Raw genomic sequence first — 16,007 nt, forward strand, 5'->3', positions numbered from 1 at the left:
CACTTTAAACCAATATGAAAGTGGTGATTTATTGAATTTAGGACTATCAATAACTGAAGAAAATAAAAAGTTCTATAAGATTTTATTTTTCTTATGTATACCAATAATTATCCAAAACTTAATTTCTGCATCTGTAAATGTTATTGATACTGTAATGGTAAGTGGTTTGGGAGAAACCTCAATTGCATCAATAGGTATTGCAAATCAAGTATTCTTTTTATTTAATATGTCTTTATCCGGTGTAACTGGTGGTGCTAGTGTATTTATTTCACAGTTCTATGGTAAAGAAGATACAAATAATATAAAAAAAGTTGTAGGACTAAGTTGCGGATTTGCACTAGTTCTTTCTTTATTATTTTTGATTCCAGTATCATTAAAACCAGAATTGATAATACACATTTTCTCATACGATCAAGAAGTAGTAAGAATATGTAAGGATTATTTCAGTATTGTTATTTTTTCTTATCCGCTTATTGCGATAAGTACTGTATTTAGCACTGGATCTAGAAGTATTAGAAATCCAAAACTTGGTATGATATGTAGTTTATTCGCACTTATTGCAAATATTATCTTAAACTACGGCCTTATTTTCGGAAACTTAGGAATGCCTAACCTTGGTGTTAAGGGAGCTGCTCTAGCTACTGTTATAGCAAGGATGGTTGAAATAATATTATTATTATTTTATGTATACATTTATAAAAAAAATTATGCACTTAGATTTGGATTTACAAATATTAAATCTATAACTAAAGACTTTACAAGTAAATTTTTATCAAAAAGTATACCGATCTTCTTAAACGACTCAGCGTGGGCTTTTGGAACAGTTTTATACGCTGTTGCATATTCAAAGGCTGGAACCTCCGCAATAGCATCCAGTCAGATAGCCACTACTACTGGTAACTTCTTTATAATGACTTGCGTATGTATAGCTTCAGGTGGAGGAATTATGCTTGGAAATGAGCTTGGTGCTGACAATATAAAAAAGGCTCTAGAGTATGCAAAAAAATTCTCTATCTTAGTTATTATAGCAGGGATTATTATGGGCGGGCTTTTGATTATAAATGTACCATTTTTGCTAAAAATGTTCAATGTAACTGATGTGTTAGCTCCTAATATCATAAAAATATTCCTTATTTTAGGTATATTGATGCCACTTAAAGCATTTAACACCCTAATGATTATAGGTATACTTAGAAGTGGCGGAGATACTAAATACGCACTTATTTTAGAGCAGGCTAGTATATGGTTTGCCGCTTTACCGCTTACATTCTTTGCAGCATTTAGTGGATACCCTATATACATTTTATTTTTACTGACGTATTCAGAAGAATTAATAAAGCTTGCATTTGGACTTCCGAGGGTTTTATCTAAAAAATGGGCTGCCAATATTGTAAAGGAAATGAATTAGATTTATCTGTATATATTTCTGAGAAATAAACAAAAGCCGGTTCCTTATATCGTTAAGAAACCGGCTTTTTATATGATTTATATATTTTAAAATGTGTATTCTACATGTATTTATCTTGGCTAAATTATTACTTAAATCACTTTTTATTTTTATTGTTACATTAATCATTTATTTTATGAAATTTAAATCAATTCTATAAATTTATACTTAATTTTTACTTACTCTATACTTATTCTTACTTCTTATTATATGGATTATAATTAAAATCAAACATGATAACTTTGCTAACATTTTTCTTTTGTTAATTCTATTTTTACATTTATCATTTATATTCACTCTAATAGTATTATTCTGCATTTAAATAGTTTATTGTTACTTTAATTTTCTGTATTATTCTATATTTCATCCACAATTAATCTTTTACAATTATATATCCTGTTGTAGTTTTTCTTCCCATATTGTTTACTCTATTATAATACGAGGATTCACTCTCATTATTATTTCTTGGAACATACACATCAAATCTATTTACAGTCCCAAAGTATCTCTTATTTCCTGTATCTTGAACCACTTTATGTCCATGGCCATTTATATATAAATCAGTTCCAAAATCCAAGAAGTTATTTGCCACAGTCTTACTATTCATATCAACACCTGAAGCAGTTTTTAATCCATAAGGCCCATTTTCACAAGCTAGACTCGAATAGTAAGTAATCTCACAAACTATAGGCTCTATTTTTTTTATATCTACACCAAGTTCTTTTTCCAGATCTTCTCTAACCCTAAAAAGTTTATATTCTTCACTATTTTTGTACTCATTTAAACCCTTTTGTAAAACAGCACTTACTTCTGAGACTATATGTGTTTGTCCTTTTTTAAACATCTCATCATCCACTTTTTTTACTGATGTATCTGTTTCCGCGTATATCGTCACCGTTACTAATAGAAATAGTAACGTACTAACTAAGACCCACAATATCTTTTTTCGAATAAAAATCACTCCTTATAAATTATTATTATCTATTAAAGTTTCTCTTCTTTTTGACTAATGGGATATTGTTTTTGCTGGATACTTTAATAGTTTATTGCAATACTTCTATTTTTTCAACATATTTCTTAATTTCTTCTTTTAATTCTATGACTTCTTTTGTCGTTTTTTCAACTTCGATATTATACAATCTTTTATATCTATATTCCAGTAACCCACCAATTATTACTCCAATAATTAACAATATTACATCAGTTAATATTATATTCATCATTCACCCCAATTGTACCTCTTTACTAAGGTTTATTAATTTATTTTTTATTTGATATAGTCTATCAATATAAATTTAAAGTTCATTTTTTACTAACTTTATATTGTTCTTTACATTAGTTATTTTATATTATTTTTGCAAATATTATTGGGATAAATTTCATACGAAAATTTTTTCATAAATTATATTTTTCCTTTCATTTTTGTAAAAATAACTCCTCATATAACATTATCATCCAGAAGCTTTTACACAGACTTTTTTTGCTCTTTTTATATTCTTTCGGGAAGAGTTGCGAATTTTCCTCTGTTTTTGGATCTATTGTTATATTTTTACAATTAAAGCAAGTTACTTTTTCTTGTCTATGTACTACAAGCGTTGGATTCATTCTATTATATACTATTAAATCTCTTTTACAATTTTCACATGTAAACTATATGTACTCTTATCATTTAAACTGTACAGACTGGAGCTAAAGCTTTACTGTATTGATATTCATTCACTACCCCACTTGCACTTGTGCAATTACCATTTTTCAGGATGCTATGTCCTACTGTTATACATATTTTCATAATTTATTCCTCCCTACTATTTATAAGATTATCTAGTTTTTGCTCTATTCTCTCGGTGCCCTTTACTACATTTTCAATTCTAGAACTAGGCCCTTGAATGCTATCAGCGAACTGCCTAGAGACTTCCGTAAAGGTATCTACACTTTGTCTATATAAATCTCTATCTTCCTTTTTTTCTGAAAAAATATTGCTAGGTAGAAGGTATGCTATTACACTTACAACCCCTAAATTTATAAGCTCTGATCCTATTTGTTCCATTTTTATTCCTCCTAATTTTAAAGAAAATTATTAGTTGTTTTGATTAAATGGTTTAAATGTATCTTACAATCCCATAGATGACCCAGCACATAATAATCCTTGTAATACTGATCCAGGAGAGACACCTTGAATCCAAATACTATATATAATTCCTAATGTTAACAATATATGTGGCATAAAAGTATTTTATATTTTAGGATATTTATCACAATCAAACCCAATTACATTAAGTGCAGTACCTTTTTTTAATTGTCTGTAATTTTAGTATGACTAATCAAACTTTCAAGATCTAGAATTATTCAGTTTAAGTCGTCTGCTAAATTTTCTCCTCTAGAAACTCTGAAGTAGTTCATCCCCATAATTTAAATTAACATATTTTCATATACATTATCAATAATTTGAAAATATGTCAATATTTTTTTACAATTTATCCATTTAAAGTTAATTAATTTAAATTATTTGATTTTATATTCAATTGACATAACTTCATATAATTTCTATAATAAAGACATGATTTAAACAATAATTTATATTATTGAGTATTAATTAGTTATTAAGAAATGTGTTTTATAAAATAACAAACTATTTTTTATAAATTATCTACAGCTTACCTACCAAGTTATTTTATAAATCGATCTTAAAGCATTTAAAAATAAACTTTAGTTTAGAAAAGGATAACCGCTTACTCTAAACATCAAATTAGTTTAGAAATGAAATATAACTTTTGAGAAATGATTTAACATACGAATGTAAATATATAAAGGAGTGTCTTTATGAAATATAACCTTCTAAATCAACAAGAAATTGAAAATTTAATAGAAGATTGGTCTCCAAGGGATAAGACTATAGCCTCAAAAATGTATTCTGAGTTTATACATTTTTTAAATAAGGATAATAAACTTATAACTGAAGAAAATTGTTATATCGCAGTAAATTTAACGTCTAAAGATACTGAAAATTTTGTAAATGATACCCTTGGGAAAGACAGATATAAAACTAGCGCGACTAAAACAAGCATACTTACTAAGCTTATGAATGAATTAAATTTAGATATATCTTTTAAATGTATAAATCCAGTCAACATAGAAAAAAATCTTTTTGAATATCCTACTCTAAAGGAAATTATTGATATATGCAATAGTTTAATTAATTATCAGGATAGATTTATAGTTTACTCTGTTTTCTGTGGTTTTACTGAACTAAGCCTTCACAATCTTAGATATCTAAAAGTTTCAGATGTCGATTTTGAAAATAATATTGTTGTTGATAATGGTAAAGAAGTAATTGTCGATGATATATTTATTGACCTAGCAAATAAAGCTAAGAGACAAAGAACATACTACAAACTTATGAGTCCTGAATGTTTAGAACATTTAACTACTAGTTTGTCTTATGATTTCAACCAAGAGTCCGAATACTTTATTAAGACAAAACCTACTTCAAAAAATGAAAATGGTGTAAAACCTATCTCCCAGATTGCACTTAGACAGAGGTTTAGTTTTTTAAATAAAACTCTCAATTTCTGGACTTTGACTCCTAGGCATCTTAGAATAGCTGGTTTTTTACATAAGATGTCCGAAGAGAAAAAAGATAAGTGGACAATACAAATGATAAATGATTTTAAAGAAAAATTAGGTTATAAAATAGATTCACACGAAGCTTTAATCACATATAATCAAAAATATAATCCATTGTAAAATGGATTTTTTTGTATATTTTTTTAATCCCTATTGAAAATGTATTAGTAAAGGTATATAATTTACACAGAACATATATTCGATGTTGTATATTTTATTCCAAATACGATTCAATTAATTTTTTTTGCAATACTTTTTGCCTTAATTGGATTTTGTATTTTTGTATTACTAAAGATTATAAAGTTTAATATTAGTGTATTTGAGATAAAAGATAGTGTATACTTTAATCTTTTTTATCTATAATGGGGGTATTAGATGTATATAAAGACTATTAATGAAATTTCCACTGGAAACATAGTAGAAAGCAATAACAAAAGAATAGAATTAGTAAAAGATATTCAAAATAGCAAAGACCTATTTCTTTATTTGGATATAATTGGGCAATATCTAATAAATGATGATCTTTCTGGAATTAAATATATTTGTAAGCATAAGTTATTTTTTGAAGAAATAGATATACATATAGATAATATTTTTAAAAGTCTAGAAACAAAGATTAAGACTAAAGATTATTCTATAGACTCCATTATAAATATACTAGAAGTATCTTATCTAGATAATGCACATGATGGATTCTTAATGTCTTGGGGTGAAACCCTCCGACACATATAACGTCCTACAACTATAACCCAATGGAGATCTTAATATAGATAAAACCCTTCCTGAGGGATTTAAAATTTTTACTCTCGGAAGGGTTTTAATTGATCATTTTTATCTTTAAAAGTAAATTTTTTTTTATACTTATCTTTCCCCTATTTTAAGATTAGGGACAGCGTTTAAACTCATATCATTGCGAACACCATTTATATAGTTATAATAACCAGCGCATCCAATCATAGCAGCATTGTCAGTACATAGTATAAGTGGCGGATACTTTATATTGATTTCTATTCCCTTAGAAAGTTCCACAATTTTTTCTCTAAGTCTAGAGTTTGCGGCGACCCCACCGGACAATGTTATAGTATCGTATCCTTTGTCTTTAGCTGCCTTTATAGCTTTATTTGAGAGAACTTCTACAACAGCTTCTTGAAAAGATGCAGCTACATCTTCAACTACGATATCTTCATTTTTCATTTTCTTACCATTTAGATAATTAAGAACTGAAGACTTCAGACCGCTAAAACTAAAATCGTAGCTGTCATCTATATAAGCTCTAGGAAAATCAATTGCATCCTTATTGCCCTTTTTAGCAAGCTTGTCTATAATAGGTCCACCAGGATATCCGAGATTCATCGCCCTTGCAATCTTATCAAATGCTTCTCCTGATGCATCATCCCTAGTTCTTCCAAGTATCTCATATCTACCGTAGTCTTTTACCTCAACCAAGTGAGTGTGCCCACCAGACACTATAAGAGTTATAAAAGGAGGTTTTAGTTCTAAGTGCTCAATATAATTTGCACTGAGATGTCCTTCAATATGGTTTACTCCTACTAGAGGTATTCCTAAAGTAAATGCAAGAGATTTTGCATAAGAAAGTCCAACTAAAAGTGCTCCAACAAGACCAGGCCCATATGTAACAGCTACAACATCTATATCTTTAAATCCAACTTCAGCTTTATCTAAAGCTTCCTGAACTACTATATCTATATTCTCTACGTGTTTTCTAGAAGCTACTTCCGGTACAACTCCACCAAATTTTTTATGCGTTTCAATTTGCGTAGAGATGATATTTGCTAGAACTTCTCTTCCATTTTTTAAAATGGCTACTGCAGTTTCATCACAACTACTCTCAATAGCCAATGTTATAATATCCTTCATTATTACACCTCTTTTAACTGATTCCACATTATTATTGCATCTTCTCGATTATTTGAATAATATTCATTTCTAATACCAGCAATTTTAAATCCATATTTTTTATATAAATTTTGAGCCACAGTATTTGACTTTCTAACCTCAAGAGTCATCGCCACAATTTGATTTTCTTCACAAAGCACTATAAGTTCTTTCATGAGTCTATCGCCAATTTTTCTACCTCTATAGTCATTGTGGACAGCAATACTGTTTATATGACATTCGTCTAAAATAAACCATGTTCCTACATATCCCACAACTTTATCTCCAATTTTAGCCACTAGAAAATGTGCCAAGTTATTTGATAGCTCTTTTGTAAATGATTCTCTACTCCAGAAGTCTTCAAAACAGTCTCTCTCTACTTCAAACACACCGCATATTTCTTTTTGTGTCATTTTTACTAATATCAATCCATCGTTTTCAATCAACGCTTTATTTTTATTGCCTAAACCATTATCTCTATTATCTAACCCACTAAACTTATCATTATTATTAAGCTTACCATCAATCATATTTATACCTCTTTATTTTTCTGTTCATATTGTATTTCTGCTTGAGATTTCTTTATATACATTGGTTTTATATCATAGCAATTATATATATCTTTTCCTAGTTTATATTTATTTATGGCTGATAAACAAAGGCTACTTCCTTTTGAAACATTGTATATACTATCGCAAACTGTTGCGTTTTCAATATTCTTAAATTTATCTAAGTACTTATACACCGCTTCACCTAAAATAACGTACTCTTCATCGCTATTCTTTATCTCTTCAACTAATGCGTCTACTTCTTTTATCTCAATATCTTTTTTAACGTTTAAACTATCATCTTTATCAGTCATATTGTATTTATACTCTGCAGAGTAAACTTGATTCTTCTGAGCATCTAGAATAGGTACAATATTTTTTTTAGTTAGACTTGCATTTTCTGCTAGTGATTCTAATGAATTTACAGCAACTATAGGCACATCGTTTACATGAGAAATAGCTTTCGCTGTAGACACACCTATTCTTATTCCAGTAAACGATCCCGGTCCTATACAAACTGCCAATAAATCTATATCATTTATATCTATATCAGAAATTTTAAGCATATTTTCTATCATTACCATAAGTTTTTGCGAATGCGTCTTTGTATCATTAACCACAAATTCACATATAAGTTTATCATCCTCTATTACTGCTATACTAGCCGCCATAGAAGATGTATCAATTCCTAAGACCTTCATTATTTTAACAACTCCTCAACAATCCTAGTATACTCTTCTCCTTTTGGAGTTAGTATCATTTCTCTTCCGTCTTCTACATATTTTAGTTCTATAGTTAAGCGCTCTTCTGGCACGATATCTTCTATTAGATTTGCCCACTCGATTATACACACTCCATCTGAGTTTATATATTCATCATAACCAATATCGTACATTTCTTCACTACTTCCAATTCTATACACATCGAAATGATACAACGGAATTCTTCCGTCGTATTCGTTAACTATTGTAAATGTCGGGCTTGTTACATAATCACAAACACCAAGACCTTTTGCAAGGCTCTGTGTGAATGTAGTCTTTCCTGCACCTAAATCACCCAACAAACATATTATACTCCCTTTTTTAACTATCTCACCAAGTTTGTATCCAAAGCTTTTCGTTTCTTCCTCATCTTTAAGGTACACTTTATACATTTGCCCATCTCCATTATTTATATCAACTTTTAATTATTGTGCTCATTTATTGCTATATTAATTATTATATAATAATATCCATGTATTATAAAGTTCTTATACTGTTATTATAATGTTGTTATAAATTCAAATCTATTAGCAAGTAAATATCATTGTTAAATATTAAATTATTTTTTTCATTATATTTATCATATGTTTTTATTAGTTATTTATTTAACTATTTTCTCGATCATTTCTGTGATTTAATTTTCACCTTAATCTGCACTCCAGTCTGCGCTTATAATAATTTTTAAGCTTTTAAAAATACTATTCAAATAAAATAATAATAACCTACTGCCCCTGAACGTATACATATATTAGGAAAGGTGGAGATAATAATATGTTTGACCCTAGTGTAGTTGATCCAAGGATTTCATTGCTATTAAATGTCTCAACAAATCATGCAGTTGTAGGACATATAATACAGTACAATCTAACAGTATACAATAAAAGCAAAACAACCATAGATAACGCTGTTGTAATTGATAAACTCAATCCATGTTTTAAGTTTGTAGATGGAAGTGTAAAAATTGATTCTATTGAATATAAAGATGCTAATATAGTTTCAGGTATTGAAACTGGAACTATAGAGCCTAAAGGTAAAAAATTAATAACTTTTAATGTCGAGGTTGTAAGTTCTGATGAGAATTGCAATGCTATGACTACTAATATTACCGTTTTTTATAATTACAACTCCAATGACAAGGATAATGCTTTTAATGGAAAGGTAACAGCTAGCCCACTAACTATAATGATCCATGACAACAATATCCAAGTTAGTAAAAGCTCTAGTTCAAACAGCGCTTCATTAAATGATATTATAAAATACACTATACTTTTAGAAAATAATAGTCATTTAGAAGCATATGACGTTCTACTAGAAGACAACAACCCCAATTCCACTAGTTTAATAAATGGTACATTTACTATAAATGGAACAGTTATAGAAAACGTAAACTTAAATTATGGCGTAAACTTGGGTAATATTGGCGTTGGTCAAAGCATAGTAGTTGAATATCAAGTACGAATTTTAACATCTGATTGCAGTGGTATTATTCAAAGTAGCTCTAGTACAACATACAACTACATTTTGCCGAACGGATATGTAGGAGCACATATATGTTATTCAAATATAATAGAAATAAGTATCAATCTAAGCTATAAAAGACAATTTATTTTTGATAATTCTACTTGTATACCAAAACAGCTTCCAGATATTGATCATGTAAATTGGATGAACGGAGATTTGATTATATCAGATTGGAAACCAATAAACTCTATAAGATGTAATTCAACATCTCCAAATAGTATAAATGGAGTTAAATTACTTGTAACTGGTAAAATACTATATAACTTTTGTTATTCGACAACGAATTTAAATGAGGAAATAAGAGTAGAAGGAATAGAGGCTCCTTTTAAAGGCACAATTATATTACTATGTGATTACACGAGTGAAAATGCAATACAAGTAAATGGATGTGTAACAGATATCATATACCAGTCATCTGATGACAGATGTGTAGTCTCCAAAAGTTATGTTGAGCTGACCGCTGAAATTTCACACTAAGCAAAGTTATAAAAAGCTATATTAATAATTATTTTTAGGACTCTAATCGATCTTTACTTCACTATCCAAAGCCATATCAACTTGTAGAAATATACTGATATTCTCTAATTGTAAACACCTTTAAATAAACAATAAATTATATTATTCATCTGCAAGTTGATTTTTTATGTTTTTGTAAATCCCATCTATAGGCTTTCAGAACCCATATTCTGCAATCTGTTTATTACAAATTGTTCCATTTGATAGACTGGCGGCCTTATTGTTGTTATAATAACAACAAAGATGAATATAATTATAACAAAGGAGATGTTTATAATGAAAAGCAATAACTTAGATCCATCAAGTTCTAAAGTTAATTGGAAAGGTGTTTTTGGTGTTGCTTCAGTTTGGTTTGGCGCTCATGTAGGTGGGGGCTTTGCTACAGGTAATCAGACAATGAATTTCTTTGTTAAAGAAGGTTGGTACACACTTTGGATGCCAATCTTAATTATTGGAATCATAGCTTTAGTTTATAGAGAAACAATGTTGATGGCTAGAAACTATAACGCATACGATTATAGAACACTATCTAAAAAACTATATGAGCCTTACGATAAAGTTCTCTCTATTGTATTCGAAGTCTGCTATATAATTATAGTACTACTTGCAACAGGTGGATCAATAGCAGGTGCTGCTGCTCTATTTAGCGACTTTGGTTTAAGTTACAATTTAGGTGTTGTAATAACTGGAACTATACTATTCATACTAACAATCTTTGGAGCTAATCTTATAAGAAAAGCTTCCACTCTAATGACAGTTATAATTGTTATCTGTCTAACTCTAATCTGCTACATAGGAATAACTGCAAACTCTGGAAATTTTATAAATTTAACTACGACAGGATACACAACTGAATCAATTTGGAACGCACTTTGGCTAGGCCTAAAATACGCTGGATTCCAAGCTATCGTCTGGTCTATCATTATAAGCGTCTCCCAACCTCTTAAAACAGATAAAGATATTAACAATACAACTATTGTAGGTTTCATTCTAAACAGTGTAATGATAGTTCTAAGCTGTATGATGCTATTTGCATGGCTTCCAGGAACTTCAGGAGAAACTCTTCCAATTCTTTATATCTGTAAACAGTTAGGTCAAGATTGGCTAGTTTTAGTATATACAATTGTACTTTTACTCGCGTTTATTTCTACAGGTATAAGTTGTGTATTTGGCGCTATTACAAGATTTGAAACCCTTATAAAAGTTCCAGAAAACATTACTGTAAGAAGAGGTCTTCTATCTTTATGTTGTATGGTATTATCAATGGCTATATCCCTTTTTGGGCTTACAGCTATAGTCCAAATTGGATATGGATATACTGGAATACTTGGAATATTTGTAGTAATCATACCAGTATTGACTGTTGGTCATATGAAAAATAAAAAGTTTAAAAATGAGCATCAAAACGTTGTAGAAGAGGAAATATAATAAAATTAAATAGAAATAAGTTTTACAACAATCACACAATATGTTCATCTTTAAAATATTAAATATATAAATAGATTCATTTTTTAACTAAATTTATTGTTCTAAATGAGCTTATCTTTAAATTAAATTAAGATAAGCTCATTTATTTTTTCTAGTAATATTTAATTTAAGATATTTAAAAATTTAATTTCTTATAATTATTTATAACGATATATAAATAAAATCACATAGGCTATGCAAATATATATCGCTTTTTCAGTATCAATTTCAAGCATATTAATACAAAACAGTATATAAACAACGTTTAATAAGCATTTTTTTGATATTTTATATTTTTTAACACATTTAAAAAGAGCTTATCTCAAATACATACTTTTGAGATAAGCTCTTTATTCTTTATTTATATTTATCGTACTATTATATACTAATATTTGTTATTGATTATATGACCCATTTTCTTAAATAAAACCACACTGCATATTGACAACAATGTTCCTTTTAATATATTGAATGGAACTATCATCCAAATTACAAAGCTAAATAAGTCTGTTATTCTGTGATTTATAACTGACCCTAAATTTATTATAGCATCAAGTCCCATAAGTTGACCGTAAAATGGAAGAGTTATAAAATAGTTAACTATAGCCCCTACAACAGTCATTGCCAGTGTTCCTAAAACGATTCCTGCTATTACGCCCTTGATGTCTGTACTTTTCTTGTAAATATAGCAAATCACAAACACGTAAACCCCGCCAATTAAAGCATTTGCTATCTCTCCTACACCACCAGATGTAGTCGCTGTTATCGCATGAACTATATTTTTGACAACTACTATCCCTACACCCACTATAGGGCTAAAACTCATCCCCCCTAATATTGCGGGTATATCAGATATATCTATTTTTAGAAAATCTGGAAAAATACCTGGTATTGGCATCTCTATATACATAAGTATAAATGATATAGTAGATAAAATTGCCATCATAACTAGTGTTCTAGTTTTTAATGAAGTCTGTCTATTGACTGTGTTTTGATTATGCATCGTAATTCCCCCTAATTGAATTTATTAGGAAAAATAAAAAACTCGAAGGTCTTTATCTTCGAGTATATGAATCAGTCTAAAACAAAATAACTTGTTTTTAAGCTTTTCCAATCTCTTCTCTCATCCAGACTTTACTGTCGGCTTTGGAATTTCACCAAATCAACTACTCCATGGTAGGTCGCGGGCTATCACCGCCGGTAGGGAATTTCACCCTGCCCCGAAGATCTTCTATATTTATTATTTTCCTTACATATACTATGATAGTTACTTTTTTATTTAAAGTCAAGTAGTTTTAGCTTTATATTTATAAAAATCCTTTTTATTATTTAAAAAAAATATTAAAAGCTTGGTACCACTAATAATACAGAATATATTATTTTTATATTATCCAATTATCCAATTCCTGTTTTATCGTTTCTTGTTTTTTTATATTAAGGGTGGCAAATTGGCGGCAAATGCACACTACACTATTACATCTATATAATAGTTAAAATCATTGTAGCCTCAATACTTATTAATTTTAATTGATTATTTTTTATTAATTATCAAGGCATTGCCAAGTTTTTATTATCTCTTAAATCGATATTAAAATATATCTCTAACTTTTAAGAAATCCTCTCCAAGCTCTTTCTGCATCGCTTCTTTAAAAATGTCTGCGTTTTTATAAAAGTACATATCGTGTCTAACACACTCTGCAGCTAATACTATCAAAGGCCTGCTCTCTGTCCATATGACCTCTACTGTTAAGTCGCTTATAATTTGCCCAAATACTACTTCTTTCATATCTGAAACAAGTGTAATCCATCTTCCACCCATCTCTTCTAATTTCTCTTCTACTAATCCATGTCTACAGTATTTCTCTAGTGGAACCTCTGATTTTTCATCATTGCTAAAATATACAATACCCATTCTTATCCCTTTGTCTTCTAGCCTTTTGATCTCTGGTAAAAGTTTTGGTAGATCTTCTTCCCATATCTGTAGTAAAAGTTCACTCTCAGTTCTTTGAAGAATTTCTCTACACTTAGCAAATACATTTGAGTTCTGGCGAATATGCCATAGGTAATCTAAATCAGTATTTGATGGAAAATCTTTTAAAGATGTTGTAAGTTCATCTAGTATGTCGTTAGTTTCATTTTTTACCTTTTTTTCTATTTCATCTATAGGTACAGCAGCATATCTATTGTTGTTTTCTTCTTCTGCAAATAATATATAGCCTTTCATAGTCAAAGACTCAAGTATATTATATATTTTTGAACGCGGAACTGCTGAAATTTTGCTTGCCTCATATCCTGATGCACTTCCATTTCTAAGCAGAGCTAAGTAAACCTTGGCCTCTGAATCTGTCAATCCAAGCTTATTTAATAAGGAAATCTCTTTATCAAACATATAATTATAACCACCCTTTACTTTATTACTTCTATTTTAACATATTAAAATTTTTTCTAAAACAAAAGGCCTGACTACAAATACATTTATGTCAGACCTAATATAATATTTCATTTAAAACTTGTCTTTAATTACGTGTTTTTCTAATTGCAGCTACCAATTATACTTTACCAAGGCTGCATAGCCCCACCTTCTTCTGCCGGTCTACAATTCTTAGCAAATAAAGCAAGTAGACCCTTTGTTTCTTTCGGCTCTGGTCGAGTCCAATTTTCTCTTCTCTTTGAAAGTTCCTCGTCAGATACTTCTAAAGTTACTTCTGCTTTTGCAAGATCTACTACTACTACATCTCCATCTTCAACTAAGGCTATAACCCCTCCGTCAAAAGCTTCAGGAGAAACGTGACCCACTATGGCACCATAGTTAAATCCAGAGAATCTAGCGTCTGTCACTAAACCTACGCTTGTATGTAATCCTTTGGCAACTAGAGCATCTGTAGAAAGCATTACTTCCTTCATTCCTGGTGCTCCTTTACATCCTTCATATCTTATAACTATTACATCTCCCGGTACTATATTCCCTGATTCTATAGCCTCTAACGCATGGAAGTCATTATTAAATGTCTTAGCTTTTCCTCTAAAGTACTTCATCTCTTTTGGTACTCCAGTAGGTCTGACAATTGCACCATTAGGGGATAAATTACCTCTAAGAACTTTAAGTCCAGGTTCATCAAATAGAGGATCTTCTAAACTTCTTATAATTTCTGTGCTCTCTGCTTTTACATCTTTTAAAACATCTTTCCATGTATTCCCTAACATTGTAGGTACATCTGTGTAAAGTTTTTCTTCAAGCATCTTCATTACAACGGAAATTCCTCCTGCATAGTGGAAATCGACAACCGTATAATCTCCACTCGGAATAACTCCACATATACATGGTATATCCTCAGCCAATTTATCAAAATCTTTCATAGTTATATCTATATCTAATTCAACTGCCATACTTAAAATGTGGAGAACTGCATTTGTAGATCCGGCAACTGCCATGTCTACCATAATCGAATTTAACAGAGTCTCTCTTGTTATTAGGTCTGATGGTTTAATTCCCTTTCTAACAAGTTCAACTGAATAGCTTCCAGCTTCTCTAGATTTTCTAATTTTTTGGTTATCTGACGCCGGAATTGTACCAGTACCCGGAAGCACTAAGTTAAATACTTCTCCTAACATCTGCATCGTATTCGCAGTTCCCATCGAAGGACACGCTCCATAAGATGGACAAACATGCTCTTCCATATCTGCAAGTGATTCTTCACTATCGCCTCTTAATACTGCAACATCAAGTTCAGCCTCTACTACTTTTTTACCACGATAGTTACCCGGTTGCATCGATCCACCTGTAACAATCATACTAGGTATATCAAGTCTAGCTGCTGCTAAATACGTTCCTGCAATTATGTTATCGCAAGAGGCCACCATAACTAGACCATCAAAATGATGAACTTTCGTTACAAACTCAATCGACATAGCTACTATATCACGACCAGCTTGTTCGTACTTTAATTCTTCTGCACCGTTGGCAACATTTCCACATGTCGCTGGAATTCCAAACTCAACAGGTATACCCCCAGCTGCCCAAATGCCTTGCTTTACAGCTTCTGTTATTTGTCTCAAGTGAGCACTTCCCGGTGATCCTTCCATAAATGAATTTGCAACTCCAATATGAGGTTTATTCTTAATCTCGTTGTCTGTATACCCTGAAGCTTTTAACATTACTCTTCTATGTGCTGCTTTAGGTCCATTCCAATATTCGCGATTACTTTTCATCCTAATACCTCCCCAACA

Annotated in this window: 15 protein-coding genes, 1 pseudogene and 1 riboswitch; of the genes and pseudogenes, 5 read left to right on the top strand and 11 right to left on the bottom strand. The window is 30.2% G+C overall.

Annotation, left to right across the window (positions count from 1 at the left end; translation table 11 throughout):
- Positions 1 to 31 precede the first annotated feature (31 nt).
- Positions 32 to 1,408 (top strand): MATE family efflux transporter, encoded by a 1,377-nt coding sequence (locus J2Z43_RS10455; RefSeq protein ID WP_209457149.1) that lies wholly within the window; start codon positions 32 to 34, stop codon positions 1,406 to 1,408.
- A gap of 412 nt (positions 1,409 to 1,820) precedes the next feature.
- On the opposite strand, the gene J2Z43_RS10460 is transcribed toward J2Z43_RS10455, so the two are convergent.
- The 4 genes and pseudogenes from J2Z43_RS10460 to J2Z43_RS10475 all read right to left on the bottom strand — a co-directional run bounded on the left by J2Z43_RS10460 (position 1,821) and on the right by J2Z43_RS10475 (position 3,494).
- Entirely contained in the window at positions 1,821 to 2,342 is a 522-nt protein-coding gene (locus J2Z43_RS10460) for a 3D domain-containing protein (protein WP_209457150.1), read from the bottom strand.
- A gap of 148 nt (positions 2,343 to 2,490) precedes the next feature.
- Positions 2,491 to 2,667, bottom strand: coding sequence for a hypothetical protein (locus tag J2Z43_RS10465; RefSeq protein ID WP_209457151.1), 177 nt, complete (start codon positions 2,665 to 2,667; stop codon positions 2,491 to 2,493).
- 461 nt (positions 2,668 to 3,128) lie between these two features.
- Positions 3,129 to 3,236: pseudogene (locus J2Z43_RS15330) on the bottom strand (N-acetylmuramoyl-L-alanine amidase); the annotation flags it as partial.
- Between the two features lie 3 nt (positions 3,237 to 3,239).
- Complete coding sequence (locus J2Z43_RS10475) at positions 3,240 to 3,494, bottom strand: hypothetical protein (protein WP_209457152.1); 255 nt, start codon at positions 3,492 to 3,494, stop codon at positions 3,240 to 3,242.
- A gap of 773 nt (positions 3,495 to 4,267) precedes the next feature.
- Between J2Z43_RS10475 and J2Z43_RS10480 the strand changes: the two genes are divergently transcribed.
- Positions 4,268 to 5,191, top strand: a complete 924-nt coding sequence (locus J2Z43_RS10480; RefSeq protein WP_209457153.1) for a hypothetical protein — start codon at positions 4,268 to 4,270, stop codon at positions 5,189 to 5,191.
- 255 nt (positions 5,192 to 5,446) lie between these two features.
- Positions 5,447 to 5,803 carry a hypothetical protein gene (locus J2Z43_RS10485; protein ID WP_209457154.1) on the top strand — a complete coding sequence of 119 codons (357 nt, stop codon included), beginning with the start codon at positions 5,447 to 5,449 and terminating at the stop codon, positions 5,801 to 5,803.
- A gap of 129 nt (positions 5,804 to 5,932) precedes the next feature.
- Here the strand turns inward: J2Z43_RS10485 and tsaD are convergent, their stop codons facing one another.
- From tsaD to tsaE, 4 genes are all read right to left on the bottom strand, one after another.
- Positions 5,933 to 6,949 (bottom strand): tRNA (adenosine(37)-N6)-threonylcarbamoyltransferase complex transferase subunit TsaD, encoded by a 1,017-nt coding sequence (tsaD, locus tag J2Z43_RS10490; RefSeq protein ID WP_209457155.1) that lies wholly within the window; start codon positions 6,947 to 6,949, stop codon positions 5,933 to 5,935.
- Positions 6,950 to 6,951: 2 nt separating this feature from the next.
- Complete coding sequence (rimI, locus tag J2Z43_RS10495) at positions 6,952 to 7,380, bottom strand: ribosomal protein S18-alanine N-acetyltransferase (RefSeq protein ID WP_209457199.1); 429 nt, start codon at positions 7,378 to 7,380, stop codon at positions 6,952 to 6,954.
- Positions 7,381 to 7,499: 119 nt separating this feature from the next.
- A complete protein-coding gene (tsaB, locus tag J2Z43_RS10500; protein ID WP_209457156.1) occupies positions 7,500 to 8,216 on the bottom strand; it encodes a tRNA (adenosine(37)-N6)-threonylcarbamoyltransferase complex dimerization subunit type 1 TsaB in 717 nt (238 codons plus the stop codon).
- Entirely contained in the window at positions 8,216 to 8,668 is a 453-nt protein-coding gene (gene tsaE / locus J2Z43_RS10505; RefSeq protein ID WP_024620927.1) for a tRNA (adenosine(37)-N6)-threonylcarbamoyltransferase complex ATPase subunit type 1 TsaE, read from the bottom strand. Before tsaE ends, tsaB begins: the two co-directional genes overlap by 1 nt.
- A gap of 379 nt (positions 8,669 to 9,047) precedes the next feature.
- Here tsaE and J2Z43_RS10510 point away from each other — a divergent pair, with 379 nt between their 5' ends.
- Both J2Z43_RS10510 and J2Z43_RS10515 read left to right on the top strand, forming a co-directional pair.
- Positions 9,048 to 10,274 carry a DUF11 domain-containing protein gene (locus J2Z43_RS10510; protein WP_209457157.1) on the top strand — a complete coding sequence of 409 codons (1,227 nt, stop codon included), beginning with the start codon at positions 9,048 to 9,050 and terminating at the stop codon, positions 10,272 to 10,274.
- 315 nt (positions 10,275 to 10,589) lie between these two features.
- Complete coding sequence (locus J2Z43_RS10515) at positions 10,590 to 11,741, top strand: YkvI family membrane protein (protein WP_209457158.1); 1,152 nt, start codon at positions 10,590 to 10,592, stop codon at positions 11,739 to 11,741.
- A 424-nt stretch (positions 11,742 to 12,165) separates the two neighbouring features.
- Here J2Z43_RS10515 and J2Z43_RS10520 read toward each other — a convergent pair whose 3' ends face one another.
- From J2Z43_RS10520 to ilvD, 3 genes are all read right to left on the bottom strand, one after another.
- Positions 12,166 to 12,783 (bottom strand): ECF transporter S component, encoded by a 618-nt coding sequence (locus tag J2Z43_RS10520; protein WP_209457159.1) that lies wholly within the window; start codon positions 12,781 to 12,783, stop codon positions 12,166 to 12,168.
- Between the two features lie 108 nt (positions 12,784 to 12,891).
- Positions 12,892 to 13,012, bottom strand: a riboswitch (FMN riboswitch).
- Positions 13,013 to 13,368: 356 nt separating this feature from the next.
- A complete protein-coding gene (locus J2Z43_RS10525) occupies positions 13,369 to 14,169 on the bottom strand; it encodes a TrmB family transcriptional regulator (protein ID WP_209457160.1) in 801 nt (266 codons plus the stop codon).
- Between the two features lie 167 nt (positions 14,170 to 14,336).
- The gene (gene ilvD, locus J2Z43_RS10530; protein WP_209457161.1) at positions 14,337 to 15,989 is read right to left on the bottom strand and encodes a dihydroxy-acid dehydratase; all 1,653 of its coding nucleotides are present in this window, start codon (positions 15,987 to 15,989) and stop codon (positions 14,337 to 14,339) included.
- Between the last annotated feature and the right edge of the window lie 18 nt (positions 15,990 to 16,007).

The organism is Metaclostridioides mangenotii, assembly GCF_017873185.1.
GTDB lineage: Bacteria > Bacillota > Clostridia > Peptostreptococcales > Peptostreptococcaceae > Metaclostridioides > Metaclostridioides mangenotii.

Coding starts and splice junctions, on each gene's coding strand:
- J2Z43_RS10465 (WP_209457151.1), bottom strand. CDS start 2,667: ATGAATATAATATTAACTGATGTAATATTGTTAATTATTGGAGTAATA.
- J2Z43_RS10475 (WP_209457152.1), bottom strand. CDS start 3,494: ATGGAACAAATAGGATCAGAGCTTATAAATTTAGGGGTTGTAAGTGTA.
- J2Z43_RS10480 (WP_209457153.1), top strand. CDS start 4,268: ATGAAATATAACCTTCTAAATCAACAAGAAATTGAAAATTTAATAGAA.
- J2Z43_RS10485 (WP_209457154.1), top strand. CDS start 5,447: ATGTATATAAAGACTATTAATGAAATTTCCACTGGAAACATAGTAGAA.
- tsaD (WP_209457155.1), bottom strand. CDS start 6,949: ATGAAGGATATTATAACATTGGCTATTGAGAGTAGTTGTGATGAAACT.
- rimI (WP_209457199.1), bottom strand. CDS start 7,380: ATGACACAAAAAGAAATATGCGGTGTGTTTGAAGTAGAGAGAGACTGT.
- tsaB (WP_209457156.1), bottom strand. CDS start 8,216: ATGAAGGTCTTAGGAATTGATACATCTTCTATGGCGGCTAGTATAGCA.
- tsaE (WP_024620927.1), bottom strand. CDS start 8,668: ATGTATAAAGTGTACCTTAAAGATGAGGAAGAAACGAAAAGCTTTGGA.
- J2Z43_RS10510 (WP_209457157.1), top strand. CDS start 9,048: ATGTTTGACCCTAGTGTAGTTGATCCAAGGATTTCATTGCTATTAAAT.
- J2Z43_RS10515 (WP_209457158.1), top strand. CDS start 10,590: ATGAAAAGCAATAACTTAGATCCATCAAGTTCTAAAGTTAATTGGAAA.
- J2Z43_RS10520 (WP_209457159.1), bottom strand. CDS start 12,783: ATGCATAATCAAAACACAGTCAATAGACAGACTTCATTAAAAACTAGA.
- J2Z43_RS10525 (WP_209457160.1), bottom strand. CDS start 14,169: ATGTTTGATAAAGAGATTTCCTTATTAAATAAGCTTGGATTGACAGAT.
- ilvD (WP_209457161.1), bottom strand. CDS start 15,989: ATGAAAAGTAATCGCGAATATTGGAATGGACCTAAAGCAGCACATAGA.